Source organism: Micromonospora sp. DT4, from assembly GCF_049841675.1.
GTDB lineage: Bacteria > Actinomycetota > Actinomycetes > Mycobacteriales > Micromonosporaceae > Micromonospora.
Window position 1 is genome coordinate 14,263 of record NZ_JBNCKT010000051.1, and the last position, 23,846, is coordinate 38,108.

General features: G+C 71.9%; 23 protein-coding genes and 1 pseudogene. 13 read left to right on the forward strand and 11 right to left on the reverse strand.

Annotation, left to right across the window (positions count from 1 at the left end; all coding sequences use genetic code 11):
• Positions 1–223 precede the first annotated feature (223 nt).
• Positions 224–1,057, forward strand: a complete 834-nt coding sequence (locus ACLQ24_RS16315; protein WP_425892507.1) for an NUDIX hydrolase — start codon at positions 224–226, stop codon at positions 1,055–1,057.
• Positions 1,058–1,147: 90 nt separating this feature from the next.
• Here the strand turns inward: ACLQ24_RS16315 and pstB are convergent, their stop codons facing one another.
• The 7 genes from pstB to ACLQ24_RS16350 all read right to left on the reverse strand — a co-directional run bounded on the left by pstB (position 1,148) and on the right by ACLQ24_RS16350 (position 8,548).
• Entirely contained in the window at positions 1,148–1,924 is a 777-nt protein-coding gene (pstB, locus tag ACLQ24_RS16320) for a phosphate ABC transporter ATP-binding protein PstB (protein WP_421473411.1), read from the reverse strand.
• Positions 1,925–1,941: 17 nt separating this feature from the next.
• On the reverse strand, positions 1,942–3,030 hold the full coding sequence (gene pstA, locus ACLQ24_RS16325) for a phosphate ABC transporter permease PstA (RefSeq protein ID WP_425892509.1): 1,089 nt from the start codon (positions 3,028–3,030) through the stop codon (positions 1,942–1,944).
• The gene (gene pstC / locus ACLQ24_RS16330) at positions 3,027–4,118 is read right to left on the reverse strand and encodes a phosphate ABC transporter permease subunit PstC (protein ID WP_425892511.1); all 1,092 of its coding nucleotides are present in this window, start codon (positions 4,116–4,118) and stop codon (positions 3,027–3,029) included. The genes pstA and pstC overlap by 4 nt, the downstream gene beginning before the upstream one ends.
• 38 nt (positions 4,119–4,156) lie before the next feature.
• Entirely contained in the window at positions 4,157–5,266 is a 1,110-nt protein-coding gene (pstS, locus tag ACLQ24_RS16335; protein WP_425892513.1) for a phosphate ABC transporter substrate-binding protein PstS, read from the reverse strand.
• A 309-nt stretch (positions 5,267–5,575) separates the two neighbouring features.
• Complete coding sequence (mshD, locus tag ACLQ24_RS16340; RefSeq protein ID WP_425892514.1) at positions 5,576–6,502, reverse strand: mycothiol synthase; 927 nt, start codon at positions 6,500–6,502, stop codon at positions 5,576–5,578.
• Between the two features lie 310 nt (positions 6,503–6,812).
• On the reverse strand, positions 6,813–7,646 hold the full coding sequence (locus ACLQ24_RS16345) for a polysaccharide deacetylase family protein (protein WP_425892516.1): 834 nt from the start codon (positions 7,644–7,646) through the stop codon (positions 6,813–6,815).
• A gap of 182 nt (positions 7,647–7,828) precedes the next feature.
• Positions 7,829–8,548 carry a winged helix-turn-helix transcriptional regulator gene (locus tag ACLQ24_RS16350; protein ID WP_425892517.1) on the reverse strand — a complete coding sequence of 240 codons (720 nt, stop codon included), beginning with the start codon at positions 8,546–8,548 and terminating at the stop codon, positions 7,829–7,831.
• Positions 8,549–8,789: 241 nt separating this feature from the next.
• Here ACLQ24_RS16350 and ACLQ24_RS16355 point away from each other — a divergent pair, with 241 nt between their 5' ends.
• The 5 genes from ACLQ24_RS16355 to ACLQ24_RS16375 all read left to right on the forward strand — a co-directional run bounded on the left by ACLQ24_RS16355 (position 8,790) and on the right by ACLQ24_RS16375 (position 12,311).
• Positions 8,790–9,842 (forward strand): hypothetical protein, encoded by a 1,053-nt coding sequence (locus ACLQ24_RS16355; RefSeq protein WP_425892519.1) that lies wholly within the window; start codon positions 8,790–8,792, stop codon positions 9,840–9,842.
• Between the two features lie 105 nt (positions 9,843–9,947).
• Complete coding sequence (locus ACLQ24_RS16360) at positions 9,948–10,736, forward strand: DUF2993 domain-containing protein (RefSeq protein WP_425892520.1); 789 nt, start codon at positions 9,948–9,950, stop codon at positions 10,734–10,736.
• A gap of 116 nt (positions 10,737–10,852) precedes the next feature.
• Positions 10,853–10,930 carry an Ms5788A family Cys-rich leader peptide gene (locus tag ACLQ24_RS16365; protein WP_425892535.1) on the forward strand — a complete coding sequence of 26 codons (78 nt, stop codon included), beginning with the start codon at positions 10,853–10,855 and terminating at the stop codon, positions 10,928–10,930.
• A gap of 209 nt (positions 10,931–11,139) precedes the next feature.
• On the forward strand, positions 11,140–11,988 hold the full coding sequence (locus ACLQ24_RS16370; protein ID WP_425892522.1) for a sulfurtransferase: 849 nt from the start codon (positions 11,140–11,142) through the stop codon (positions 11,986–11,988).
• 2 nt (positions 11,989–11,990) lie between these two features.
• On the forward strand, positions 11,991–12,311 hold the full coding sequence (locus tag ACLQ24_RS16375) for a DUF1416 domain-containing protein (RefSeq protein ID WP_425892523.1): 321 nt from the start codon (positions 11,991–11,993) through the stop codon (positions 12,309–12,311).
• A gap of 113 nt (positions 12,312–12,424) precedes the next feature.
• On the opposite strand, the gene ACLQ24_RS16380 is transcribed toward ACLQ24_RS16375, so the two are convergent.
• On the reverse strand, positions 12,425–16,747 hold the full coding sequence (locus ACLQ24_RS16380) for a S8 family serine peptidase (RefSeq protein WP_425892537.1): 4,323 nt from the start codon (positions 16,745–16,747) through the stop codon (positions 12,425–12,427).
• A 211-nt stretch (positions 16,748–16,958) separates the two neighbouring features.
• Here ACLQ24_RS16380 and ACLQ24_RS16385 point away from each other — a divergent pair, with 211 nt between their 5' ends.
• Entirely contained in the window at positions 16,959–17,822 is an 864-nt protein-coding gene (locus ACLQ24_RS16385) for a hypothetical protein (RefSeq protein ID WP_425892525.1), read from the forward strand.
• Positions 17,823–17,831: 9 nt separating this feature from the next.
• Here ACLQ24_RS16385 and ACLQ24_RS16390 read toward each other — a convergent pair.
• Together ACLQ24_RS16390 and ACLQ24_RS16395 are read right to left on the reverse strand one after the other, a co-directional pair.
• Positions 17,832–18,060 (reverse strand): annotated as a pseudogene (locus ACLQ24_RS16390) (glycogen debranching N-terminal domain-containing protein); the annotation flags it as partial.
• 117 nt (positions 18,061–18,177) lie between these two features.
• On the reverse strand, positions 18,178–18,552 hold the full coding sequence (locus tag ACLQ24_RS16395) for a DsrE family protein (RefSeq protein WP_425892527.1): 375 nt from the start codon (positions 18,550–18,552) through the stop codon (positions 18,178–18,180).
• 12 nt (positions 18,553–18,564) lie between these two features.
• Between ACLQ24_RS16395 and mtfM the strand changes: the two genes are divergently transcribed.
• Both mtfM and ACLQ24_RS16405 read left to right on the forward strand, forming a co-directional pair.
• Positions 18,565–18,669, forward strand: a complete 105-nt coding sequence (gene mtfM, locus ACLQ24_RS16400; protein WP_030327764.1) for a small membrane protein MtfM — start codon at positions 18,565–18,567, stop codon at positions 18,667–18,669.
• A 7-nt stretch (positions 18,670–18,676) separates the two neighbouring features.
• Positions 18,677–19,267: an FABP family protein gene (locus ACLQ24_RS16405; RefSeq protein ID WP_425892528.1), complete on the forward strand. Its 591-nt coding sequence runs from the start codon at positions 18,677–18,679 to the stop codon at positions 19,265–19,267.
• Positions 19,268–19,270: 3 nt separating this feature from the next.
• Here ACLQ24_RS16405 and ACLQ24_RS16410 read toward each other — a convergent pair whose 3' ends face one another.
• Positions 19,271–20,152, reverse strand: a complete 882-nt coding sequence (locus ACLQ24_RS16410) for an aminotransferase class IV (RefSeq protein WP_425892529.1) — start codon at positions 20,150–20,152, stop codon at positions 19,271–19,273.
• 69 nt (positions 20,153–20,221) lie between these two features.
• On the opposite strand from ACLQ24_RS16410, the gene ACLQ24_RS16415 reads away from it, so the two are divergent.
• From ACLQ24_RS16415 to ACLQ24_RS16430, 4 genes are all read left to right on the forward strand, one after another.
• Positions 20,222–20,650 carry a Fur family transcriptional regulator gene (locus ACLQ24_RS16415; protein ID WP_357129042.1) on the forward strand — a complete coding sequence of 143 codons (429 nt, stop codon included), beginning with the start codon at positions 20,222–20,224 and terminating at the stop codon, positions 20,648–20,650.
• Positions 20,647–21,759: a YgfZ/GcvT domain-containing protein gene (locus tag ACLQ24_RS16420; protein ID WP_425892530.1), complete on the forward strand. Its 1,113-nt coding sequence runs from the start codon at positions 20,647–20,649 to the stop codon at positions 21,757–21,759. The genes ACLQ24_RS16415 and ACLQ24_RS16420 overlap by 4 nt, the downstream gene beginning before the upstream one ends.
• Positions 21,760–21,782: 23 nt before the next feature.
• Entirely contained in the window at positions 21,783–22,610 is an 828-nt protein-coding gene (locus ACLQ24_RS16425; protein ID WP_425892531.1) for a 3-keto-5-aminohexanoate cleavage protein, read from the forward strand.
• A 94-nt stretch (positions 22,611–22,704) separates the two neighbouring features.
• Complete coding sequence (locus ACLQ24_RS16430; protein WP_425892533.1) at positions 22,705–23,664, forward strand: asparaginase; 960 nt, start codon at positions 22,705–22,707, stop codon at positions 23,662–23,664.
• Positions 23,665–23,846 lie beyond the last annotated feature (182 nt).

The following is a 23,846-nucleotide window of genomic DNA, read 5'->3' on the forward strand; positions in this document are numbered from 1 at the left end:
CAGCTCATCCGTCTGGACCTCGGCACGCTCCTGGCCGTCCGTCGGTCCGTCCCGCCCGTACCGCGCCGGTCGGCCACCCCTCCCCACGCCCTTTGCTCTGCTTCAGCGGACGCAACAGTGACCGGACACCTTTGTTGCCTGGGTTGAAGCAGAGCAAAGCATGTGTGTGGGGAGGCGGCGCCGGCCCGCCTGCGCCGACTGGCGGGGGAACTAGGCTCGCCGCATGACGATCGACAGCGACGGCTTCGCCGCCCCGGCCGCCCTGGTCGAGCACGCCCGCCGGTTCCAGGCCGAGGGCCGCGACCCGGCGGTGCCCCGGGTCGCGGCCACCGTGCTGCTGCTGCGTCCGACCGACACCGACTTCGAGGTGTACGTCATCCGCCGTGCCGCCGCGATGACCTTCGGCGGGATGTACGCCTTCCCCGGCGGCGGCGTGGACCGTTCCGACTCGGAGGCACACCTGGACTGGGCCGGCCCGTCTCCGACCGATTGGGCGGGACAGCTCGGGGTGGCCCCGGAAGCCGCCCAGGCGGTGGTCTGCGCCGCCGCGCGGGAGGTCTTCGAGGAGGCGGGCGTGCTGCTCGCCGGCCCGGACCCGGCGACCGTGGTGGGCGACGTCAGCGGCGACGACTGGGAGGCCGCCCGGCAGGACCTGGAGGGTCGCCGGCTGGGCTTCGCGGCGCTGCTCGCCGACCGTCAACTCACCCTGCGGTCGGACCTGCTGCTGCCCTGGAGCCGGTGGATCACTCCCGAGTTCGAGCCACGCCGCTTCGACACGTACTTCTTCGTCGCCCTGCTGCCAGCGGGACAGCGGACCCGCGACGTCTCCGGCGAGGCCGACCACACGCTGTGGATCCGGCCGGCGGACGCGCTGGCCCGGGCGCAGGCCGGCGAGCTGACCATGCTGCCGCCGACCCTGGTCACACTGGCCCAGGTGGCAGAGGCCGGCGACCTGGCCGGCATCGCCGCCGCGGCGGCTCATCGGGACGCCGCCACCCCGATCACCCCACGCCTGGACCTGCCGCCGAACGGCGAGCCCCGCTTCGTCCTCGGGTGACCCTCCGAATGATCGGGGTGGACGGTGCCGGGAAATGGCACCGGCGCCCACGCCGGGAGGGCGGGGCGCCGGTGACCGGACGTGGTCGGCTCAGCCGAAGCGGCCGGTGATGTAGTCCTCGGTCTTCTTCACGCTCGGGTTGCTGAAGATCTTCTGGGTGTTGTCGTACTCGATGAGCCGGCCCGGGTCGCCGGTCTTCTCGATCGAGAAGAAGGCCGTCCGGTCCGACACCCGCGCGGCCTGCTGCATGTTGTGGGTCACGATGATGATCGTGAACTTGTCCTTGAGCTGGAACATCAGATCCTCGATGGCCAGCGTGGAGATCGGGTCCAGGGCCGAGCACGGCTCGTCCATCAGGACGACCTGCGGCTCGACCGCGATGGTCCGGGCGATGCAGAGCCGCTGCTGCTGACCGCCGGAGAGGCCCGCGCCGGGCTTGCCCAGCCGGTCCTTGACCTCGTCCCACAGGTTCGCCGACCGCAGGGCCTTCTCGGCCGCCTCGTCCAGGATCGACTTCTTCCGGACGCCGTTGAGCTTCAGCCCGGCCACCACGTTCTCGAAGATGCTCATGGTGGGGAACGGGTTCGGCCGCTGGAAGACCATGCCGATCATGCGCCGGACCGCGGTGACGTCCACGTCGCGGTCGTAGATGTCCTGGTCGTCGACGGTCAGGCTGCCCTCGACGCGGGCCCCCGGCAGCACCTCGTGCATCCGGTTGATCGACCGTAGGAAGGTCGACTTGCCGCACCCGGACGGGCCGATGAGGGCGGTGACCGTCTTCGGCTCGACGGTCAGGTTGATGTTCTCGATCGCCTTGAACCCGCCGTAGTACGCGGTGACGTTCGAGGCTTCGACGCGCTTGGCCATGGTGGTACCTCCGGGGTTCATCGGCTGAGCCGGTTGCGACGGGCCAGCAACTTCGCCGCGATCGTCAGGATGAGCACGAGGGCGACCAGGGTGAGTGCCGCGGTCCACGCCCGTGCCGGCGAATACTTCGACGCCTCGCCGGCCTGCTGGTAGACGAAGAGGGCCAGCGACGACTGGTTGTTCTCGAAGGGGTTGAAGTTGATCGCCGCGCCACCGCCTGCGACCAGGAGCACCGGTGCGGTCTCGCCGGCCGCGCGGGCGATGGCGAGCATGACGCCGGTGACGATGCCGGGCAGAGCCGTCGGCAGCACCACCTGCAGGATCGTCTTCCACTTGGGTACGCCGAGCGCGTACGCGCCCTCACGCAGCGGGGCCGGCACGAGGCGGAGCATCTCCTCGGTGGACCGGACGATGGTCGGGAGCATGAGCACGCTCAGCGCGAGCGCGGCGGCGAAGCCGGAGAAGCTCGGCCGGCCGTCGTTGAACCACGGCGACACGATCAGCACCCAGAACGCCAGCACGAAGAGGCCGGTGACGATCGACGGGATGCCCGTCATGACGTCCACGAAGAACCGGATAGCGAAGGCGAACCGGCCCCGCCCGTACTCGACGATGTAGATGGCGCAGAGGATGCCGAGCGGGAGGGTGATCAGGGTGGCGATGCCGACCTGCTCCAGCGTGCCGACGATCGCGTGGTACGCGCCGCCGTTGGCGTCCCGGGCCCCGATGTTGTTCATCGAGGTCTGGAAGAAGTTGCCGTCCAGCCGCTCGGTGCCCTTGCTGACCAGCGTCCAGACGACCGAAACGAGCGGCAGCACCGCCAGCACGAACGCGGAGTGGATCAGCGCGCTCCAGGTGCGGTTGCGGGCCGATCGACGCCCCTCGACCATGTTCGCGGCGGCGAAGAGCCCGGCCAGGTAGAGGATCGCGCCGAGGACGACGACGAGGACCGGTCCGCCGATGCCGGCGCCGTAGACGATCACGGCGGAGAGCGCGAGGGCCGCCACGGCGATGACCGGTGCGGCGTACCAGGGCAGCCGCCGGGCTCGCAGTGAAGCCGGCTGGGCCGGCGGCCGGGTGCGGTCGGAGGTGACGGTTGTGGTCATGCGGCGGACTCCGTGAACTCCCGGCGGCGGTAGATGATCGCCCGCGCGATGATGTTGACGATCAAGGTGATCGCGAACAACACGAGGCCGGAGGCGATCAGGGCACCCCGACCGGTCTCGTTCGCCTCGGCGAACCGGTTGGCGATGTTGGCCGCGATGGTGTTACCACCGGACTCGAGCAGGTTGAACGAGATGGCGTAGGTGGAGCCGAGGGTCAACGCCAGCGCGATGGTCTCGCCCAGCGCGCGGCCGAGGCCGAGCATGACCGCGGCGATGATGCCGGGGCGGCCGTACGGCAGCACCGCAGTGCGCAACATCTCCCAACGGGTGGCACCCAGGGCGATGGCTGCTTCCTCGTTGGCCTTCGGCGTCTGGAGGAACACCTCGCGGGTGAGCGAGGTGACGATCGGCAGGATCATGATGGCCAGTACCAGGGAACCGAGCAGGATCGAGTTGCCGTAGGGGCCGTCGCCGCCAAAGATCGGGATCCAGCTGAAGTACTTGTTGAGCCAGACAGAGAGGTCCGACACCGGGCCGATGAGGTAGTCGCGACCCCAGAGGCCGAACACCACGCTGGGTACGGCAGCTAGCAGGTCGACCAGGAAGCCGAGGCTGTTGCCGAGCCTGCGCGGAGCGTAGTGGGAGAGATAGAGCGCGATGCCCATGGCCACAGGTACGGCCATGAGCAGCGCCAGGGTGGCGGTGAGCACGGTGCCGAAGGCGAGAGCGCCGATGCCGAACGTGGGCGGGTTGTCGTTCGGAAACCAGCCTTCGAAGGTCCAGAAGTTCGCGGAGTTGGCGCGTAGGGCCGGGATCGCCTTCGCGATCAGGAAGACCGCGATGGCCACAATGATGACCAACACTGCCGTTCCGGCAGCCAGGGTGAGGCCACGGAAGGCCCGCTCGGCCCCGAACTTCCGGTTTCGGGGTAGCGTGCCGCCGCCGCCCAGCCCGGTGCCGCCCGGGAAACGGGTGCTGACTGGTGCCTCGGCCACACGCGCCGAGGCACCGGCGGGCCACTCGTGACTCTGGGTCACGCGCGTCCCGCCGGTGCCGGCGTCGGCCGAGCGGTGAGGGGTTTCACCCATCTGCTCGCTCGATTCGGTTGCGGAGGTGTGGGGTCGGGTCAGGAGAGGTTCTTTACCGCGGTCTCGACCTTGGTACGGACCGTCTCCGGCAGCGGGGCGTAGCCGAGGTCGGTCAGGGAGTTCTGGCCCTCGGCGCTGGCGGCGTGGCCCAGCAGACCCTTGACCAGCTTCAGCTTGTCGGCCGCGAGGCCCTTGCTGCAGACGACCTCGTACGTCGCCAGGACGATCGGGTACGCCCCGGCCTCCTTGGTGTTGTAGTCGATCTTCAGCTTGAGGTCGTCGCCCTGGCCCTCGATGGCCGCACCGGCGATGGTCTTGCCGGCCGACTCGGCGGTCAGCGCGGCCCACTCGCCGGCACCGTTCTGCACCTTGGCCTTGTTCAGGCCGGAGTTCTCGGCGTACGACCACTCGACATAGCTGATCGTGCCGACCGTGCTCTTGACCTTGCTGGCCACGCCGTCGGACTTGGCGGCGCCAATACCACCCGGGGCCTTCCACGCCTTGGCGTTGCCGAAGGTCCAGTCCGACTCGGCGGTCTTCGACAGGTACTTGGTGAAGTTGTCGGTGGTGCCCGACTCGTCCGAGCGGTGGACGGTCTGGATGGTCGCCGCCGGGAGCTTGGCGTCCGGGTTGTCCGCCCTGATCGCCGCGTCGTCCCACTTGGTCACCTTGCCGGCGAAGATCTTCGCCAGGGTGGCAGGCTTGAACTGGAGGCTGTCGACGCCGCTGCCGGCGTTGTAGACGACTGCGACCGGGCCGACCACCATGGGCAGATTGAGAGCCTTGCCGCCGGCGCACTTGGCGTCGGCCTGCGGCTGCTCCTCGGGCTTGAGCGCGGAGTCGGAGCCGGCGAAGTCGGCGGTCCCGGCGATGAACGCCTGGATGCCGGCGCCCGAGCCGGACGCCTCGTAGTTGATGGTGGTGCCAGCACACTTCTGCTGGTACGCCTTGATCCACTCGGCCATGGCGTTCTTCTGGGCTGACGAGCCCTGGGCGTTGACCGTGCCGGTACCGCAGTCGACCGCGGCGGCGGAGCCCGAGGCGCTGGCGCCGGAAGTGGGCTCGTTGTTGTCCGAGCCGCATGCACTGAGGCCGAGCGTCGCGGCAAGAGCGAGGCAGGCAATAGTGCCGTACCGCTGGAGCTTCACCTGAGGGGTTTCCCTTCGCGTCTGACTTGGCGCCCCGATCCCGGGGCCCGAAGACCGGCACTGACCGGCTGACACGAAAGTTAGAAGTGCCAGGTAGCCGGTTCGCCGGTCGCAAGTGAACGCGAGGTGAACACGTGCGGCCCCTGAGGTGACCGCTCGCTGAGGGTGAGTTGTCCGTTAAGTGAACCCGGGTACGCCTACCGGAAGTATGGTCATATTTCCGGTAGGCTGTTATCCCGCCGAGGCACCCCTGTGACCCGCCGGTGACCCGACCGCCGCGAGGCGCCTCCCGCCGCGAGGCGCCTCCCGTCAGCCCAGGTGGTAGTTGATGTGGGCGGACCACCGGGCGAAGCCGAGCCGCTCGTACAGCGCGACAGCCCCGGTGTTCGAGTCATCGACGTAGAGCATCACCCGGTCCAGACCCCGCTTGTCCCGCAGGTACGCGAGCCCCGCCGTGGTCAGCGCCCGGCCCAGCCCGCCGCCGTGCGCGGTCGGCTCGACCCCGAGCACGTACACCTCGCCGATGCGAGCCGACCCGGGCCGCTCGTGCACCTTCGTCCAGTGGAAGCCGAGCAGCAGGCCGGTCGCGGTCTCCTCGGCGAGCAGGAAGCCGGCCGGGTCGAACCACGGCTCGGCGAGACGGACCCGCAGGTCGTCCGAGGTCCACCGGCCCTGCTCGGGGTGCTCGGCGAAGGCCCGCGCGTTCAGGGCCAGCCACGCCGCGTCGTCCGCGCCGGGTCGGAACGCGCGCAGCGCCACCCCGTCGGGCAGGCGTGGCTCGCCCAGCGGAACCGCCAACGGCCGGCGGAGTTGCCAGAGCACCCGGGCCCGGGTGAACCCGAGATCCACGGCGAGCGCTGCTGCGGACGGGTGGTCGCCGTGCGCCCACGCCCGCAGCGGTCCGGTCGCCGAGGCCAGCACACCCCGGGCCAGCGCCCGGCCGGTGCCCCGCCGCCGGTACGCCGGGTGCACCACCAACTCCACCCCGATCCCGTCCATCGGGTCGGTGGTGTCCAGGTGCGCGTACCCCGTCAGGGTGCCGTCGTCCGCGCGGGCCAGCAGGTGCACGGCCGGAGCATCCGGGTCGCGCAGGCGGAGCAGGACGTGCTCGTCGAGCGGGTCCGCGCCATCGGTGTCGCCCGCCGTGCGAGCCAGGGCCAGTACGCCTTCGATCTCCGTGGGGGACAGTCGGTCGGTCCGGGTCACCTGGTCGCTGGTCGGCTCCGCGCTGCTCATCCCGTCACCGTAGCCGCTGCGCCGGCTGCCCCAGGTGAGTAGCCGGTGAAGGGCGGCGCGGGTCTAAGGACGTTTCTGACGGGGTCGACAACCTTCTGTTCACCTCCTTTGGAGCTGAATCGTCTACGGCATCGTCCAGCGCTGCACCTTCCCGGCCCGGGCTGAATCGTCTGCGGCATCAGCTCCAAAGGACCCGCACCGACAATCCGATGCCGGCTCCGAACCGCGGACTTCGGGCCGCCCGGTCCGATCTGCGCCGCCTCCGTCGTTCGCGGTCCGCCGAGAAGCAGGGCCGCAAACGGCAGCGGCCTCACGTCGGGTCGGTGGGCAGCGCCTCCAGCTCGTACCGGGCGCTGAGCTCGGGCAGGATCCGGCGCAGCGCGTCGACGGTGCCCTGCCGGTCGCCGCCGGCGTCGTGCATGAGTACGACCGCCCCGGGTTGAGCCTGCGCGAGCACCGTCGAGGCGATCTTGTTGGCGCCGGGCACCTGCCAGTCCGACGGGTCCACCGACCAGTGCAGCGGAGTCATGCCGAGCTGCCGGGACACCGACACCACCGGGTAGGTCCAGGCGCCGCCGGGCTGGCGGTACCAGACGATCGGGGCGTCCGGGACCGCCGCTCGGATCGCCTCGTTGGTGCGTACCAGATCGGCGCGGATCTGGCCGGCGGACCGGTTGCCCAGCGTGACGTCGTGGTGCCAGGAGTGGTTGCAGAGCGTGTGGCCGTCGGCCACGATGGCCTGGATCAGGTCGGGGTGGTCCTGGGCGTTCTCGCCCACCACGCAGAACGTGGCCTTGACGTCGTACTCGCGCAGCGTCGCGAGGACCTGCGGTGTGTAGCGCGGGTCCGGCCCGTCGTCGAAGGTCAGCGCGAGTCGAGCGGTGCCGGTGTCGGTGTGGGCGCCGAACAGCCGGTCGCCGCCGGCGTCCCGACCCGTGCCGTCCTGGCCGGCCTCGGTGGGACCGGCGGCGCTCTGACTGGCGGTGGGGCTTGCGGTCGACGGCTGCTCGGGAGGCTGGTCGGCGTAGTGCTGCCCGTCGACGTCGGTGGTCACGCCGGTGGCGTGCCGCTGGGGCTGGTCCGGGACGAGGCTGCGGCCCAGCACGTACGCCGAGCCGAGCAGCGCCGCCACCACTACTGTCACGATCCCTGCCGCCCGCGCGGTCGAATTGACCCGCGTCACGGCTTCCACCCGGTCGGCCGGAGCTGCCGGCCCCTCGCCCCCGTGCTACCTGCCCGCACCGTTGCCCCCTTTTCCGACAAACCCGGCAGTCAGAATAGGACCGGCGAGCTGCGCAAAAGGGGCATATGGGAAATCAGGTGGAGCTAGACGGGCAGCGGCGCGTGCTCCGTCTCGGGCAGGGACCGCGATGCCGGTACGACGAACTTGTAACCCACCTGGCGGACCGTGCCGATCATCGACTCGTACTCCGAGCCGAGCTTGGCGCGCAGCCGCCGGACGTGCACGTCCACCGTCCGGGTCCCGCCGAAGTAGTCGTATCCCCAGACCTCGCGCAGCAGTTGGTCGCGCGTGAACACCCGACCGGGGTGCTGGGCCAGGAACTTCAGCAGCTCGAACTCCTTGTAGGTGAGGTCGAGCGGGCGACCCTTCAGCTTGGCCGCGTACGTGTCGGGGTCGATGGTGAGTTCCCCGGCCCGGATCGAGCCGCCGGCACCGGCGGTCGCGTTGCTCAGGCGACCGACCGCGAGCCGCAGCCGGGCCTCGACCTCGGCGGGGCCGGCCGAGGCGAGGATGACGTCGTCGACGCCCCAGTCCGCGTTCAGCGCGATCAGGCCGGCCTCGGTGACGACCGCGACCAGCGGCACGCCGAGCCCGGTGGTGTGCAGCATCCGGCAGGTAGCTCGAGCTTCGCTCAACTCCGACCGGGCGTCCACCAGCACCGCGTCGGGGCTGGGCCCGGCAACCAGGGTGCGGACGTCGCGCGGTGCGGTGCGCACCGAGTGTGGCAGCAGGTCGAGCGCCGGCAGCACAGCCGACGGTTCCCCTGCGCGTGCGGTCACCAACAGCAGGATCTCCACGATCACCTCCGTCCCGGCGGCGCATCGCCGCACGCGACCAGACACACTCGTGAGGGAGTGCGCTGAGAAATTGCGTGGTCCCGGCGTCGCTGACGGGCGGGTAACGCGTTGAGCGTAACCGATCGCCTCGGCTGCACCCTCAGGCCATTCCCCGTTTGTCTAGCTTGTCCCTGATCGTGGCACAGGTTTTAACGTTGCTGAAACCCGTGACCGTCGCGACCGGCGGCCGATCTGGCACGATCGGGGCGTGTTTTCCTCCACCTCGCCCGACGCCGGCCGTGATTCGTGGGCCGACGGCCCCCGTCCGGGTCCGGCAGCCCCGACCCGCGGCCACCCGCCCGCGCCACGTACCGGGCCGGCCGTCGCCGAGGGCGAGCGCCGTGAACGTGGGCCGCGCCGAGCCCGTCGTACCGGAGAACCGGCCCGTCGTAGCGAGGACGAGGTCGACGAGCCGGAGGAGGAGTTCGTCCCTCCAGTCGAGGTGCACCGCCCGCTGGCGCTGACCATCGCCGGCTTCGCCGCGCTGCTCGGCGTGGGACTCGTCCTCGGCGCGCAGACGTCGGGCCCGGGTCATCGGCTGCCGTTCGCCTTCATCATCTTCGGCGTCCAACTGCTGTTCGTCCTCGCCTGGACGATGGCCATGCGCCCACCGGCGCTGCTGCTGGTCGGCGGGATCAGCGCCGTCGTCGCCGCGGCCGCCGACGTCGCCGCCGTCCGGAGCGACATCGCCGGTCTGGCGCCGCTGGGCTACCTGGCCGTCGGCGGCCTCCTCGCCGCCGTACTCGGCCAGCTGGTCCGCCGGGTCGACCGGGTCCGGGTCACCGACTCCCTCGGTGCCACCCTGCTCATCGTGGTCGGAGTCGTGGCCTTCGGCACCCTGATCGTGCTCAGTCGCATCCCGGCCGGCACCCAGGCGATCACGGTCTGCCTGACCGCGAGCGGGGTCGCGCTGACCGTCGCCCGGCTCACCGACGCGGTGCTGCCGTGGCCCCGGCTGGCCCCGCAGGTGCCCCGGGGCGCGGCCGGCGTCGTCGGCGGCGCGATGGTGGGCACGCTGGGCAGCGCGCTGCTCGGCAGCTATCTGGTGGCCCCCTTCACCCCGACCAGGGCTGCGGTGATCGGCCTGGTCGCGGCCGTCACCGCCGTCCTCTCCGACCTCGCGGTGGGGTACGCGGAGGCGGGCCGCCTGATGGCCGGAGAGCCGCCCACCATGTGGGTCGCCCGGCACATGCAGGGACCGCTCGGCGGGTTCGCCCTGGCGGCGCCTGCCGCGTACGCCATGTGCATGCTCTTCCTCTGAGCCCACGGTTGAGGTCGGTGCCCGTCGGGTACCTTCCGGTGCGCCGCGCTGCGGCACGAATTCGGACATCCCGCCGTGTCGCGGCGGGCGGAGACAGGAGGCGGCGTGGCCCAGGAGTATCCGGCTGGCGAGACCCGGCCCCGACGGCGCGGGCGCAAGGTGCTCATTGGCCTGGTCGTTCTGCTCCTCGTGGTGGCCGGCCTGCTGGTGGTCGCCGACCGGGTGGCGGTCGGGGTGGCCGAGCGGCTCATCGCCGAGCGGGTCAGCCAGGAGATCAGCAAGCAGGGCGCGCAGTCCGCGACACCCGACGTCAAGGTCGGTGGGGTGCCGTTCCTCACCCAGGTGCTCGACGGGCGGTACGAGCGGATCTCCATCTCGCTCCGGGACGTGCATGCCTCGGTCGAGGGTGACGCCGTACACCTGCCGGTGCTGGACGTCGACGCCCGCAACGTGCGGGCCTCGCTGGACACGCTGCGCTCCGGCCAGGGCGACATCGTGGCCGACACGGTCAACGGCTTCGGCACGGTCAGCTACGAGAGCCTCGCCGCGCTGCTGAACCGGCCCGGGCTCACCCTCGGCGAGCAGGGCGGCAAGCTGGCCGTCAGCGCCCCGGTCGACATCCTCGGCCAGAAGTTCACCGTCGCCGGCACCGCCGACGTCACCGTCGGCGAGAACGGCAAGGTCGCCCTGCGGTTCAACAACCTGGACGCCGCCGGCCTGCCGAACCTGCCGCTGGCCCGCACGATCCTCAACAACTACGCCAAGGGCATCTCCATCGACGTGCCGCTGCCCGACCTGCCGTTCCAACTCGCGATCCGGAAGGTCCAGCCGCTGCCCGAGGGGCTGGCGGTCAGCGGCGACGCGAAGAACGTGCCGATCAACTCCGTCAGCTGAGTGGCGCGTCAACGGTCCGGGCTGCTGGGACGCCACAGTGGCCCGGCAGCCGCACGATTCCCGGATGGTGGTCGGTACGGTGGCAGCCCGGTCACTGGCTGGTAGGCTCCGTGACCATGGGGAACCACCTCACCAAACGGCGCGCGGTCGACCTGTGCCGCGTGGCCACCTGCCTGTGTCGCCCTGTCATCTGACGGCGGGGCTGTTTTCGGCCGCCTGACGGCGGCCATCGGCACGCAGGGTCCTCGACCCCTTCCGGTGATCCCACCGAACGCCCGGCAGCGGCGCCGTCGCACGAACCCGTGATCCCGTCCTTCCGCTGGGTCCCGCGCGCGGTGCGACAGTTCAACCCATCGATATTCGCGCGTTGGCTCACCATCCATCCTCACCAGGGAGTGATTCGATGAGTCGCGACACCGCACTCGTATCGGCCGAGTGGGCCGAGAAGAACCTCGACGCCCCGGGCGTCGTCTTCGTCGAGGTCGACGAGGACACCTCGGCCTACGAGACCGGCCACATCGCCGGCGCCATCAAGATCGACTGGAAGACCGACCTCCAGGACCAGGTTCGTCGGGACTTCGTCAACAAGACCCAGTTCGAGGCGCTGCTGTCCGAGCGGGGCATCAACAACGACGACACCGTGATCCTCTACGGCGGCAACAACAACTGGTTCGCGGCGTACGCCTACTGGTACTTCAAGCTCTACGGTCACCGCGACGTCAAGCTGCTCGACGGTGGTCGCAAGAAGTGGGAGCTGGACGCCCGCCCGCTGGTCACCGAGACGGCGGCCCGCCCGGCGACCCAGTACGTCGCGCAGGAGCCGGACACCTCCATCCGGGCCTTCCGCGACGACGTCGTCGCCGCGATCGGCGCCAAGAACCTGGTCGACGTGCGCAGCCCCGACGAGTTCGCCGGCCGGCTGCTCGCCCCCGCCCACCTGCCGCAGGAGCAGGCGCAGCGGGCCGGTCACATCCCGACCGCGATCAGCGTGCCGTGGTCCAAGGCGGCCAACGAGGACGGCACCTTCCGGTCCGACGACGAGCTGCGCAAGATCTACGGCGACGCGGGGCTGGACGACAGCAAGGAGACCATCGCGTACTGCCGGATCGGTGAGCGTTCCTCGCACACCTGGTTCGTCCTGCAGGAGCTGCTCGGTCACCGCAACGTGAAGAACTACGACGGTTCCTGGACCGAGTACGGCTCGCTGGTCGGCGTGCCGGTCGCGCTCGGCGACGAGCCTGGGGAGGCCTGACGATGACCGCTCCCACCGCTGCGGGCTGCGCCGCACCCGACCAGGCCGCGCCCCTGCCGGCCAGCCTGGACCTCGAGAAGGAAACCGTCATCACCGGCATCGTCCGCTCGGTGGCGGACGAGGTCGTGCCGGGCGCGTACGTCCGGCTGCTCGACTCGACAGGTGAGTTCACCGCCGAGGTGGTGACCTCGGCCGCCGGCCAGTTCCGGTTCTTCGCCGCGCCGGGCTCCTGGACGCTGCGGGCGCTGTCCCGGCACGGCAACGGCGACACCGCCGTCACCGCTGGCCGGGGCATCAACGAGGTGACCGTCACCGTCGCCTGACCCACCGCTCTGATCGACCGGGGCCGGTCACCCTCCTGGGTGACCGGCCTGCGGCCGGGTGACGTCTGCGGGGTGGCCGGCAGACCTGTCTGCCGCCGGCCACCCCGGTGCGGTCAGATGCCGGTGGCTCTGGTGCAGGACGAGGCCGGGTCGAGGACGGCGTCGAGGGTGTCGACGATGCCCGCCTTGACGCGCGTGCGCTGCGACTGCGGTATCCACGCGTCCTTTGCGACGATCACCTCGTAGCGACCCTTCGGCAGCCACCAGGCGTACCTGCCGTGGGCGTCCGCGGTCAGGGTCCAGCCGGTGGTCGTACCCACCCGGTTCACCCGGACCGTCGCCGCGACCCCGACGGTGGCCCCGGCGCAGGTGATCCCGGTGACGGTGCCCTGGATCTTGCCCCAGCTGGCCGGCGGTGACACGGTCATCCGCACCGGCGCCGCAGGAACCCGGTACGGCGTGTCGGATGCGATGCCCAGCTCGCCGGAGTAGGTGCCGGGCTGGGCCACACCGGCCGTGGCACGCAACGTGACGGTGACCGTCCGGGAGGCCCCCGGCGCGAGGGTGAACGTGGCCGGTTTCGTGGTCAGCCAGGGCAGGTCCGCCTCTCCGGCGCACAGCTCCAGGCCGCCGAGCCGTTCACCGTCGGTGGAACCCACGAAGGAGGACGGCGAACCACCGATCTTGTACGCGCCGCAGGCGGCGGCGCCCCGGTACCGACCGAACTGGACGTTGGGCAGGTCGCGCCAACTCCCGGCCACCGGGTCGTACGCGATGGTCCGGTTGGTCACCGTGGTCGACGCCGTCGTGACCCCGCCGGCCAGGACCAGGAGGTCGCCGGCCGCCGCGTACTGGGAGCCCCAGAGGTCCACCGGCAGATTCGGCAGGGGACGCCAGGCATCGGCAGCCGGGTCGTACCGGTAGGCGTCGGTGTAGTCGGCGTCGCCGGTGCCCCCGGCGCAGTAGACCGCGCTGCCGATCCCGCCGCAGGAGAGCCAGGACACCGTGTGCGGGTACGCCGCGCCGGTGTGGAACGTGCCGGTCTCCGGGTCGAAGACGACGAGCCGGTCCGATTCGGCGCAGTCGTTGTCCCGGCAGCCACCGACCAGGTAGACCTTCCCGCCGGTGACCGCCCCGCCGGCCGCCGCCACCGGGGAGGGGTTGCCCGCTCCGGCCAGCGTGCTCCACGTGTCCGTGGCCGTGTCGAACACGTCCACCGAGGCGACGATGTTGTCGTCGGCGCCCCAGCCACCGAAGACGTACAGCTTCCCGCCGACGGCCGCCGCGACCGGCTTGGCCCGCGCGTTCGGCATGTCGGGCAGCGCCGCCCAGGTGTCCGTGTCGGGGTCGTAGCGCCAAGCCTTGCGTTCCAGGCCGCTGCCACCACCACCGCCGACGGAGTAGACCTTGCCGTCGAGGGTGGCAGCGGCGTTGTCGTAGACCGCCGCAGGAAGGGCGGCGATACCGGTCCAGGCGTCCTGCGCCCGTGGTGGGGCCTGGGTTTCGGCCGCGCCGTACGCGGTGCCCGCGCGTGCCTTGCTGATCCCCTTCATCCTCTGCTCCCGCAGTGGCGCACCGGCCCTGGACAGCAGGTCGAACCGTCCGTTGCGTTCCACGAGGTTGACGGCGGCCGGCGCGCTGCCGGTGTTGCGTACCCGCAGCTTCGCGGTCCGGGTGCTGCCGTACGGCTGGTACGACTGGACGGTCGTCGGTGTGACGGTGAGCCGCCCGGCGGCGAGCGCGACGTCCAGGCGGCGGACGTCATCGGCCGGCACCGTCACCGTCTTCGTGGTCACCTGGTACGGCGGGCGACTGGCGGTGAGCCGATGTGCGCCGGTCAGCCCGGAGAAGAGCCAGTAGAAGCCGTCCGGCATCCCCGGGTCGTCCGGCGTCGGCGTTGACCTGCCCCGGTCCTGCGGGCGGTCGGCGCTGACCACGGTGACCTCGTTGAGTGGGGTGTCGGTGTTGCGGTCGGTGGTCACGCCGAGCACCAGGCCGCCGGGGGCGGGCACGCAGTCCCGGTTGACCACCTGTACGTCGTCCACCTGCCACCACCAGGCGAAGCTGCCGTGGAAGCGGAACCGGACCCGTACAGCCGAGGCCCCGGCCGCCGGATCGAGTGGCACCTCCTCGACGAGCGGCCCGCGCCGACTGGTGGTCTGGTGCCAGACCGTGTTCCAGGTGACACCGCCGTCGGTGGAGACGTCCACGTCGGCGGTGTCGCTCACCCCGACGGCCCGCCAGTCGCTGCGGAACCGCAGGACGGGTGCCGGTGTGGCGCGCAGGTCGACGGTCGGGGTCACCAGGTCGGTGTCCTGGGTCCGGCCGGAGCCGAGACGGTCGCTGTCGGCGATGGCGAAGGCGCCGCTACCGCCGGTGAGGTTGCCCCGCTCGCCGGCGTCGGTGAAGGTCCAACCGCCGTCCTCGGTACGGTTCCGCACCGACCAGCCGTCCGGGGTACCGCCGCCATCGAAGCTCTCGTCCAGCAGGGGCGGACCGAAACTGCCGGTGTAACCGGCCGCCGTGCACGAGGTCTCGACCGGTACGGCGATGTCGGCCGTCACCGGACCGTCGTCGGTGACCACGTCCCGGGTGGCCGTACGGTAGCCGGGGTAACGGGCGGTGACGGTGAGCCGGTACGTCGTGTTGCCCGGCACGGTGAACGAGTACCGGCCGGTGGCCGGGTCGGTGAACACGGGTCCGCCGGGACGGCCGGCGACCTCGATCCGGGCGTAGAGCGGCCAGCCGTGCCCCGACCCGTCGGTGATCCGGCCGTGCACGGTGACCGACGGGTTGGCCAATAGGGCGAAGTCCCGGGTGACCTTCCCGCCCTCGGTGACGGTGACGGTGACGCTCTGCCCCGCGTACCCGTACGCGGCGACGGCGACGGTCGCCTCGCCGGCCGGCACGGTGAGCGCGTACCGACCGTCCGCGCCGGTGGTGACGCTGCGGGTGCCGTCGCCGACGGTCGCGCCGGCGATCGGGTTGGCGCCACCGGCTGCGGTGACCGTGCCGGTGATCCTTCCGACGGCGCCGCGCGGCGCGGCCCGCACCGCCGCGTACGCGTCCAGTCGGCCCTCGCCGAAGACGTTGTTGTCGGCGGCGGTGCCTCCGCAGGCGGTGGCGTCGACGTCGCGGGCGGTCCGGTCCAGCAGCTCTTCGGTCGCGGCGAGGTCGCCCTTGAGGGTCGGTGCGGCCGACCAGAGCAGCGCGACCGTGCCGGAGACGTGCGGCGCGGCCATCGAGGTGCCGTCGAAGGCGGCGTAGGAGTCGCCCGGGACGCTGGAGCGAATGTTGCTGCCCGGCGCGGCGACGTTCGGCTTGTACGACCGCGCGTCGGTTCCACCGCCCCGGCCGGAGAAGTCGGAGATGGCGTTCTGCACGTCGTACGAGCCGACCGCGTACGCGTCGGCGTTGTCGCCGGGCGAGCCGGCGCTGCCGCAGGCCGGGCCGTCGTTGCCGGCCGAGAAGACTCCGAAGATGCCGGCCGCCTGCCAGGCCGCGATGGTCTGCTGGAACCACGGGTCGCCCCCGGCGCCGCCCCACGAGTTGTTGACCACGTCGGGTCGCAGGTCGGGGCGGGGGTTCTGTCCGTTCCGGTCGGTCGGGGCCAGCACCCACTGGCCGGCCGCGAGCAGCGAGGCGTCGGTGCATGAGTCGGTCTCGCAGCCCTTCGCGGCGATCCACTTCGCGCCGGGGGCGACGCCGATCTGGTTGCCCGCTGCGTCGTCGCCGACCATCGTGCCCATGGTGTGCGTGCCGTGGCCGGCGTTGTCGCAGGGCGCGGCGCTCGGGCACACGCCGGCCGGGTCGTACCAGTTGTGGTCGTGGTCGAAGGTGCCACCGCCGAGGTTGCCGCGGTACGTCCTGACCAGCGCCGGATGGTCGTACTGGGCGCCGCTGTCGATGGTGGCGACGACCACGCCGTCGCCCCGGTCGCCGAGTTCGCTCCACACCCGCGGGGCGTTGATGTTGGTGAGCCCCCACTCGGGCCCGTTCGCTTCCGCGCGTCTTCCGGCGGCCGGCGTCGGCCGCAGCAGCGGGTAGCTGCGGCTGGGCTCGATCCTCGCCACCTCGGGCCGCTTGGTGATCTCGTCGAGCAGCTTGCGATCACCGGTCACGCGTACCGCGTTGGCGATCCAGTACGCGGTGTGCGGCGCCTTGCGGGTCGTGAGCAGCTTGCGCAGACCCTTCTGGGTGCGCGTGGCGGTCGTGGTGAGCAGCCGGTGCACCTCGCGGGCCCGGTCGTCCGGGTCCCTCAGCTTCGCGGTGCGCGCCACCGGCGCGGTGCTGCGCAGGTAGACCAGGAAGCTCCCGCTGCCCGTCGTGTCGAGCTGGCGGAGCAAGCGCTGGTCGATGCGGGCGGGCGCGGGTCTGGGTTGGGCGGCGACCGCGGGCTGAGCGGTGAGGGCCAGCAGTGCCGCGCCGCACGCCATGGCGGTTCGCCAGAGAGCGGATCTCGGGTTCGATGGTCGGAGCACAGTTCCTCCCCCACATTGGGTCCCGATGGGTTCGGGACCTGCTCGGACGGTGCTCAGTGCCTAACGATCGGCCGGTGACCTGGCGTTATCCAGGCCGAGAGGCGGGTTGCCGGGTCGTGGACCACTGCCATTCGGAGCGGAGGACAGCTCGTGACACCATGGCCGGGTGAGCGGTGCTGTCCAGACGGGTTGGCCCCCGTCGAGCGACCCCGCCCCGCCGGCGCCCGCCCGGCGTGGGCGGCGCTGGCTGCTGGTCGCGACCGTACTGTGGGCCCTCCTGCTGGCCGGGCTCACCTGGATGTCGGTCCGCGACGACCCGCCGACGGTGCGCGAGCAGCGCACCCTCGCCGAGGCTGTCCCGGTGGTCGAGCGGGCGGTCGGTGAGCTGGCCCGTGCTGCGGGGACAGCCGGGTTGCTCGAGTTGGGTCCGGCCCGGGTCAGCGCGGGGTGCCGCGTCACCCCGCTCGCCGACGGCGCGAGGCTGCGTCGCGAGGTCGGTGTGCTGCTGGCGTCCGCCGGCACCGAGCGGACCGTGCTGACCGGCATCGCCGATCGACTGCCGGCGACCTGGCGGGCCGGGGTCGGTCCCGGACTGGACGGCCCCGAACTGCGCGCCGACGCCGGGGAGTTCGTCGCCGTCGAGGGGCGGCCGACCGGGGACGGGCGGCTGCGGTTGACCGTCGACACCGGCTGTCGGCCGCCGGGCGCCGGCTACGACCCCGCGCCGGCCACCGCCGCCGGCCCGGAAGCGGCGGCCCTCACGGCTGCGCTGACCGCGCTCGGCCGTCCGACCGGCAACCCCCCGGAGCTGGTCACCGCGCCGTGCCCGGACGGCACGCTGGCCCGTACCGCACGGTCCGCCGCCGGATCAGGCCCGGCCACGGCCAGCGCGCTCGCCCCGCTGGCCGGTGGCACCCCACTGCTGGACAACCCCCCGGTGTACGCGTACCGCGTCGGCGACGTCACCGTGCTGGCCGAACTCGGCCCGGACACCGCACGGGTGGCCGCCACCGTCGGCTGCCCCGGTTGAGTCGCGGGGTCAGCCGCCCGTCTCCTGATCCTGCGGACCTCGGCCGCGACCCAACGCGCCGACGCGGCCCCAGCGGCCGGGAATGTCCAGCAGTTCCACCCGACTCCACCCGACCCATCCCCGGCGGCACGGCCGGATCGATGATCAGGTGTTCGCCCTGCGGTTCCAGCCCGAGCATCATCCGCAGCAACAGCAGCGGGGTTCCGCTCGACCAGGCCTGCGGGCTGCACCCGTGCGGTGTCACCGGTCCAGCGCTCGTACTCGTCGATCAGGATGACGAACAGCGGTGTCGAGTCGGCCGACCCGTAGTACGGCGAGTGGGGCTGCTCCTCCGCGCTCCCCGTCGTGCTCGCGGTCAGTAGACGAGCGCCTGCGCTCCCTCGGCCAACGCCTCCTCGACGAACACCGCAGCGCCCGCGATCCGCACGCCGGGCAGTACGTCGTCCGGGCCGATCTCCCGACGGGCCGCGCACTGGGTGCAGGCGGTCACTTGGCCGCTGGTCAGGATGACGTGCAGCAGCTCGGCCAGCGGTGCGGAGTGCGGCAGCTCGAATTCCTGGGCGCCGCCGGGCAGCGCGAACCAGGTCGACTCCCCGGTCAGCCAGAGCGAGACGTCCACGCCGGCCGCGACCGCCGTGGCGGCGACCGTGAACGCCTGCGCGCAGCGCTCCGGGGCATCCATCCCGGCGGTGACCTTGACGACGAGAGAGCGGGCCATAGGGCCCAGCATAGGATGGTCGCGATGGTTACCGAGATCGGGTTCGTCAGCCTGCTGGTCGCCGGCCTGGGCGGACTCGCTGGCGGTCTGGTCTACCTGGCAGTAAGGATTTCAAGGGGACGTTGGTGAGCGCACAGTGAGCGACGAGAATCCGCTGCAACCGCCGTGGCTGAACGCGCCTCCGGTCGACGAGTACCCGTACGAGGAGAGCTACGACCTGCGCGTCGGCCCGAAGCTGCACCCCGCGTTGGACGGCCTGCTGCCGTACATCGGTCGGTGGCGCGGCCGGGGCAAGGGTGGCTTCCCGACCATCGAGGACTTCGACTACGCGCAGGAGATCCGGATCAGCCACGACGGCCGACCGTTCCTGCACTACGAGTCGCGCGCCTGGATCCTCGACGAGCAGAGCCGGCCTGTCCGCCCGGCCGGGCGTGAGGTCGGCTGGTGGCGGCCGGTCATGGTGGACGGCCGGGCCACCGACGAGCTGGAGGCCCTGCTGACGACTCCGACCGGCGTGATGGAGTTGCACCTCGGCAAGCGCACCGGCACCCAGGTCGAGTTCACCACCGACGCGGTGGTGCGGACGGCGACCGCCAAGGAGGTCACCGGAGGCTACCGTCTCTTCGGCATCGTCGAGGGCGCTCTGCTCTACGCCCAGGAGATGGCCGCGATGGGTCACCCGCTCAGCCCGCACCTCTCGGCGCGGCTCGTCCGGGTCGGCGGCTGACGTTCAGTCGACGGGGAAACCCAGCAGTTCGTGCAGGGCAGGGGTACGCGGGCAGGGGTCTCGGCGTACCCCGTCCAGCATCCGCACCTCGACGAGTCCGCGTACGGAGGAGCTGAACCAGACGCCGTCGGCGGCGTGCAGCTCCGCGGGCGTCACCATCCGCTCGGCCCCGTTCAGGCCCAGTTCGTGCGCGTGGGCGAGCAGCCAGGCGACGGTGGTGCCGGGCAGGATGCCGGTGGTGGCGGCGGGCACCGTGCAGATCGTGTCGCCGGTGAGCCACACCACGTTGGCGATCGGCCCCTCCAGGGCGTACCCGTCGGACGAGACCCAGAGCACGTCGTCCACCCCGATCCGTCGGGCCCAGCGGCGGGCGGCGCTGTTGACCGCGTACGAGGTGGATTTGATGCCCGCCGGCAGCCAGTCCAACCCGGTACGCGCGTCGGCGGGCACCCCCAGCGGCAGGATGGCCACGGTCATCCCGTTCCGCCGTGCCGCCAGTGACGACGCCGGCACCGCAGTCAGCGTGGCGTAGACGGTCGGCGGGCCGCCGGCCTCCGAACCCCGGGTGCAGACCAGCCGCAGCGCGCCCTCCACCTCCGCCGGCCAGCCGGCGAGCACCGAGTCGAGCAGATCGGTCAGCGCGTCGATCGGAGGCAGCTCCAGGTCGACGGCCGACGCCGCCGTGAGCAGCCGGGCCAGGTGCTCGTCGCGTAGCCACGGCCGCCCGTGGCGCAGGTGCATCGACTCGAAGAGCCCGTCGCCGCGCAGGACGCCCAGGTCGTCGCCGCGGAGCACGGGTTCGTCCGCCGGGATCGGGCCCCGCCCCAGCACGGCGATCCGTGTGCTCGGCGTGGCCGGGACATTGCCGACGGACGACGTCACCATGACCGTCGAGCGTAGCGGCGACCGGCCGCGCGCAGGGGGTCGGTGCGATTGCCGAACTATGATCGGACGGTGTCCGAATCCTCCCTCGCGGAAATGCTCCGGGCCCGTGGGCTGCGGCTGACGGCCCAACGGCAGCTCGTCCTGCAGGCGGTGCTCGATCTGGGCCACGCCACCCCGGAGCGGGTGCACGCCGCCGTCCGGGAGGTCGCCGCCGGGGTCAACATCACCACCATCTACCGCACGCTGGAGCTGCTGGAACGGCTCGGCCTGGTGACGCACACCCACCTCTCGCACGGTTCGCCGACCTACCACGCGGCAGGTGAGCACCAACACGTCCACCTGGTCTGCCGGGAGTGCGGCGCGATCGACGAGATCGATCCGGAGCTGCTGCGCCCGCTCGCCGACCAGTTGGTCGCGCAGCGGGGATTCCGGGTGGACATCGGGCACGTGTCACTCTTCGGCGTCTGCGGCCGTTGCGAGAACGGGGACCACAAATGATCGACATTGCGGGTGCGGTGGCCGTCGAGAGTATCGACGAGGCCAGTCGCGACCAGCCGGACCCGGCACACGTCGCGGCCGGCGTGCGGGGCGTGGCGGCCCACTACGGCGATCCGCTGCGCGAACAGCGTGTGCTGGACACCGAGGTCGGCCTGGTCGACCGGTCGCACCGGGGGATCATCGCGGTGCCCGGGGAGGAGCGCACCGGTTGGCTGCACACGATCACCTCGCAGCACCTGTCGACGCTGTCCGCCGGTGAGGGCACCGAGCTGCTGGTGCTCTCCCCGCACGGGCACGTCGAGCAGCACGCCCTGGTCGCCGAGGACGGCGAGACCACCTGGCTGGACACCGAGCCGGGGGCGACGGAGGGCCTGCTGGCGTACCTGGAGAAGATGCGGTTCTTCAGCAAGGTCGAGCCCCGCGACGCGACCCCCGAACGGGCGCTGCTGTCGCTGGTCGGACCGGCGGCGGCGGAGGCCGTGGGCACGCTGGGCGTGACCGGGCTGGCCGCACCGGACCTGGTCCCGGTGCCGGGTCCGAAGTTCGCCGCCGGCGCCGTGCCGCCCCGAGCGGGCATCCGGTACGACGTCCGACCGCTGCCGGTCGGCGGCTGGGCACGACGCGGACTCCTCGGGGTGGATCTGCTGGTGCCCCGCTCGGCGATGGAGCAGGTGGTCGCCGAGCTGCGTGGCGCGGGCGTGCCGGTCGCCGGCCTGTGGGCGTACGAGGCGATTCGGGTGGCCGCCCGGCAGCCCCGGGTCGGGGTGGACACCGACCACCGGACCATCCCGGCCGAGGTGGACCTGATCGGCCCGGCCGTGCACCTGGACAAGGGCTGCTACCGGGGTCAGGAGACGGTGGCCCGCGTACACAACATGGGCCGGCCCCCGCGCCGCCTGGCGCTGCTGCACCTGGATGGGGTGACCACCGACCAGCCGCCGACCGCCGGTACGCCGGTGACCCTCGACGGTCGGGCGGTGGGTTTCGTGGGCACCGCCGTGCTGCACCACGAGCTGGGCCAGGTCGCTCTCGCGGTGCTGAAGCGGAACGTCCCGGACGACGCCGCGCTGAGGATCGGCGAGACCGCGGCGGCGATCGACCCGTCCTGACCGGCGCGTCTAGGATCGCCGGCATGACGACAGGGACGTTGATCACGGTGGCTCCGACCGGCGCGGAGTCGGCCAAGGCGGAGGTGCCGGCGCTGCCGGTGACCCTGGACGAGCTGCTGCTCACCGCCAAGGAGTGCGAGGCGCTCGGCGCCGCCGTGATCCATGTCCACATCCGGGACGACGAGGCCCGGCCGACTCTCGACCCGGCCCGCTTGGCCGAGACGGTGGCGGCGCTGCGGGAGAGCACCGACCTGATCGTGCAGCTCTCCTCGGGCGGCGCGGTGACCGACCCGGAGGCGTCCCGGCTCGCCGTGCTCGACGCGGGCCCGGACATGGCCTCCTGCACGATGGGCACGGTCAACTTCGGTGACGACGTCTTCCTCAACCGCTGGGAGTTCATCGTCCACCTGCACACCCGGATGCAGGAGCGCGGGATCGTGCCGGAGTACGAGATCTTCGACCTCGGCCATCTGGCCGCGTTGCAGCGGCTGCTCGGCAAGTATGGGCTGCCTGCCGGTGGGCACGTGCACGTGGATTTCGTGATGGGTGTGCCGGGCGGCATGCCGGGCACCACCGAGACGCTCGTCGCCGCGCACCGGATGCTGCGGGACCTGCCCGAGGGCACCACGTTCTCGGCCACCGGCATCGGTCGCAGCACGATTCCGGTGCTGCTGGCCTCGCTGTCGACGGGCGGCCACCTGCGGGTCGGCATGGAGGACACGGTGACGTACGCCAAGGGCCGCCCGGTCGAGTCCAACATGCAGTTGGTCGCCCGCGCGGTAGGTTTCGCCCAACTCGCGCAGCGGCCGCCGCTGACCACCACCGAGGCCCGCGCGCTGCTCGGACTGTAAGGGCGAGGGCTTCCCGCGCCCCTGTCACCCGGGCGGTGGACGACCTGGTCACCCCGCCGACGGCCGGTCCAACCGCCTGGGTACCGTCCAGCAGGTGGGAAAGACGTACGAGGGCGGCGTACCGCTCGCCGAGGTGGTCCGGTCCGGGTTCGTAGAGGGCGGGCACCGCGGCTCCGTGGTGGTGTTGAACGCGACCGGGGCGACGCTGGCCGCCGCCGGGGACGTGACCGCGCCGATCTTTCCGCGTTCGGCGAGCAAGCCGATGCAGACGATCGGGATGCTCCGCGCCGGTCTGCCGCTCACCGAGCCGGCCGACCTGGCGCTGGTCTCGGCCAGCCACGCGGGGGAGGACTTCCACCTGGCCCGGGTCGGCGCGCTCCTCGACCGGGCCGGGCTGGACGCCTCGGCGCTGCACTGTCCGCCCGACCTGCCGGCGGGCACGGCGGCCCGGGAGGCGGTGCTGCGCTCCGGGGGCGGACCGAGCCGGGTGCAGATGAACTGCTCCGGCAAGCACAGCGGAATGCTGCTGACCTGCGAGGCCGCCGGATGGCCCCGGGACGGCTACTGGCGGCCGGAGCACCCGTTGCAGCAGGGGTTGCGGGCTGCGGTCGAGGAGTTCACCGGCGAGCCGGCGGCGGCGGCGGGAGTGGACGGCTGCGGCGCTCCCGTGCTCGCGGTGTCGCTGACCGGCCTGGCGGGGGCGTACCTCCGGCTGGTCGATGCCGAGCCCGGCTCGGCACCGCGCCGGGTGGCCGACGCGATGCGCGCCCACCCGGAGATCGTGGGTGGTACCCAGGCCGACGACACCCGGCTGATGCGCGGTGTCCCGGGCCTGCTGGCCAAGGTCGGCGCCGAGGGCGTGTTCGCGGTCGGACTGCCGGGCGTCGGCGCGGTCGCTCTCAAGATCGACGATGGCGCCGACCGGGCCCGGATGCCGGTGCTGGTCTCGGCGCTGCGGCGGCTCGGCGTGGACGCTCCGGTGCTGACCGAGTACGCCGAGGTGCCGCTCTTCGGTGGCGGCGTCCCGGTCGGAGCGGTCCGCTCGCTCTGGTGACAGCGCCGCCCCCGCACCGCCACACCGCGCACCCCGTCGCGCCTAGCCGGATTCCGTCGCGCCCGTCGCGTCTAGTGCAGCACCGCGTTAATTCGTGGAGGGGTGGTTGATCAGGTTGTTTCCTTGAGTGGGGTGCCGTCGTAGGTCCAGCGGAAGGGCTTCGCGGTCTCGTTACGGTTGAT

Coding starts and splice junctions, on each gene's coding strand:
- ACLQ24_RS16315 (WP_425892507.1), top strand. CDS start 224: ATGACGATCGACAGCGACGGCTTCGCCGCCCCGGCCGCCCTGGTCGAG.
- pstB (WP_421473411.1), bottom strand. CDS start 1,924: ATGGCCAAGCGCGTCGAAGCCTCGAACGTCACCGCGTACTACGGCGGG.
- pstA (WP_425892509.1), bottom strand. CDS start 3,030: ATGACCACAACCGTCACCTCCGACCGCACCCGGCCGCCGGCCCAGCCG.
- pstC (WP_425892511.1), bottom strand. CDS start 4,118: ATGGGTGAAACCCCTCACCGCTCGGCCGACGCCGGCACCGGCGGGACG.
- mshD (WP_425892514.1), bottom strand. CDS start 6,502: ATGAGCAGCGCGGAGCCGACCAGCGACCAGGTGACCCGGACCGACCGA.
- ACLQ24_RS16365 (WP_425892535.1), top strand. CDS start 10,853: ATGGGGAACCACCTCACCAAACGGCGCGCGGTCGACCTGTGCCGCGTG.
- ACLQ24_RS16370 (WP_425892522.1), top strand. CDS start 11,140: ATGAGTCGCGACACCGCACTCGTATCGGCCGAGTGGGCCGAGAAGAAC.
- ACLQ24_RS16375 (WP_425892523.1), top strand. CDS start 11,991: ATGACCGCTCCCACCGCTGCGGGCTGCGCCGCACCCGACCAGGCCGCG.
- ACLQ24_RS16380 (WP_425892537.1), bottom strand. CDS start 16,747: ATGGCGTGCGGCGCGGCACTGCTGGCCCTCACCGCTCAGCCCGCGGTC.
- ACLQ24_RS16395 (WP_425892527.1), bottom strand. CDS start 18,552: ATGCTGGGCCCTATGGCCCGCTCTCTCGTCGTCAAGGTCACCGCCGGG.
- mtfM (WP_030327764.1), top strand. CDS start 18,565: ATGGTTACCGAGATCGGGTTCGTCAGCCTGCTGGTCGCCGGCCTGGGC.
- ACLQ24_RS16410 (WP_425892529.1), bottom strand. CDS start 20,152: ATGGTGACGTCGTCCGTCGGCAATGTCCCGGCCACGCCGAGCACACGG.
- ACLQ24_RS16420 (WP_425892530.1), top strand. CDS start 20,647: ATGATCGACATTGCGGGTGCGGTGGCCGTCGAGAGTATCGACGAGGCC.
- ACLQ24_RS16425 (WP_425892531.1), top strand. CDS start 21,783: ATGACGACAGGGACGTTGATCACGGTGGCTCCGACCGGCGCGGAGTCG.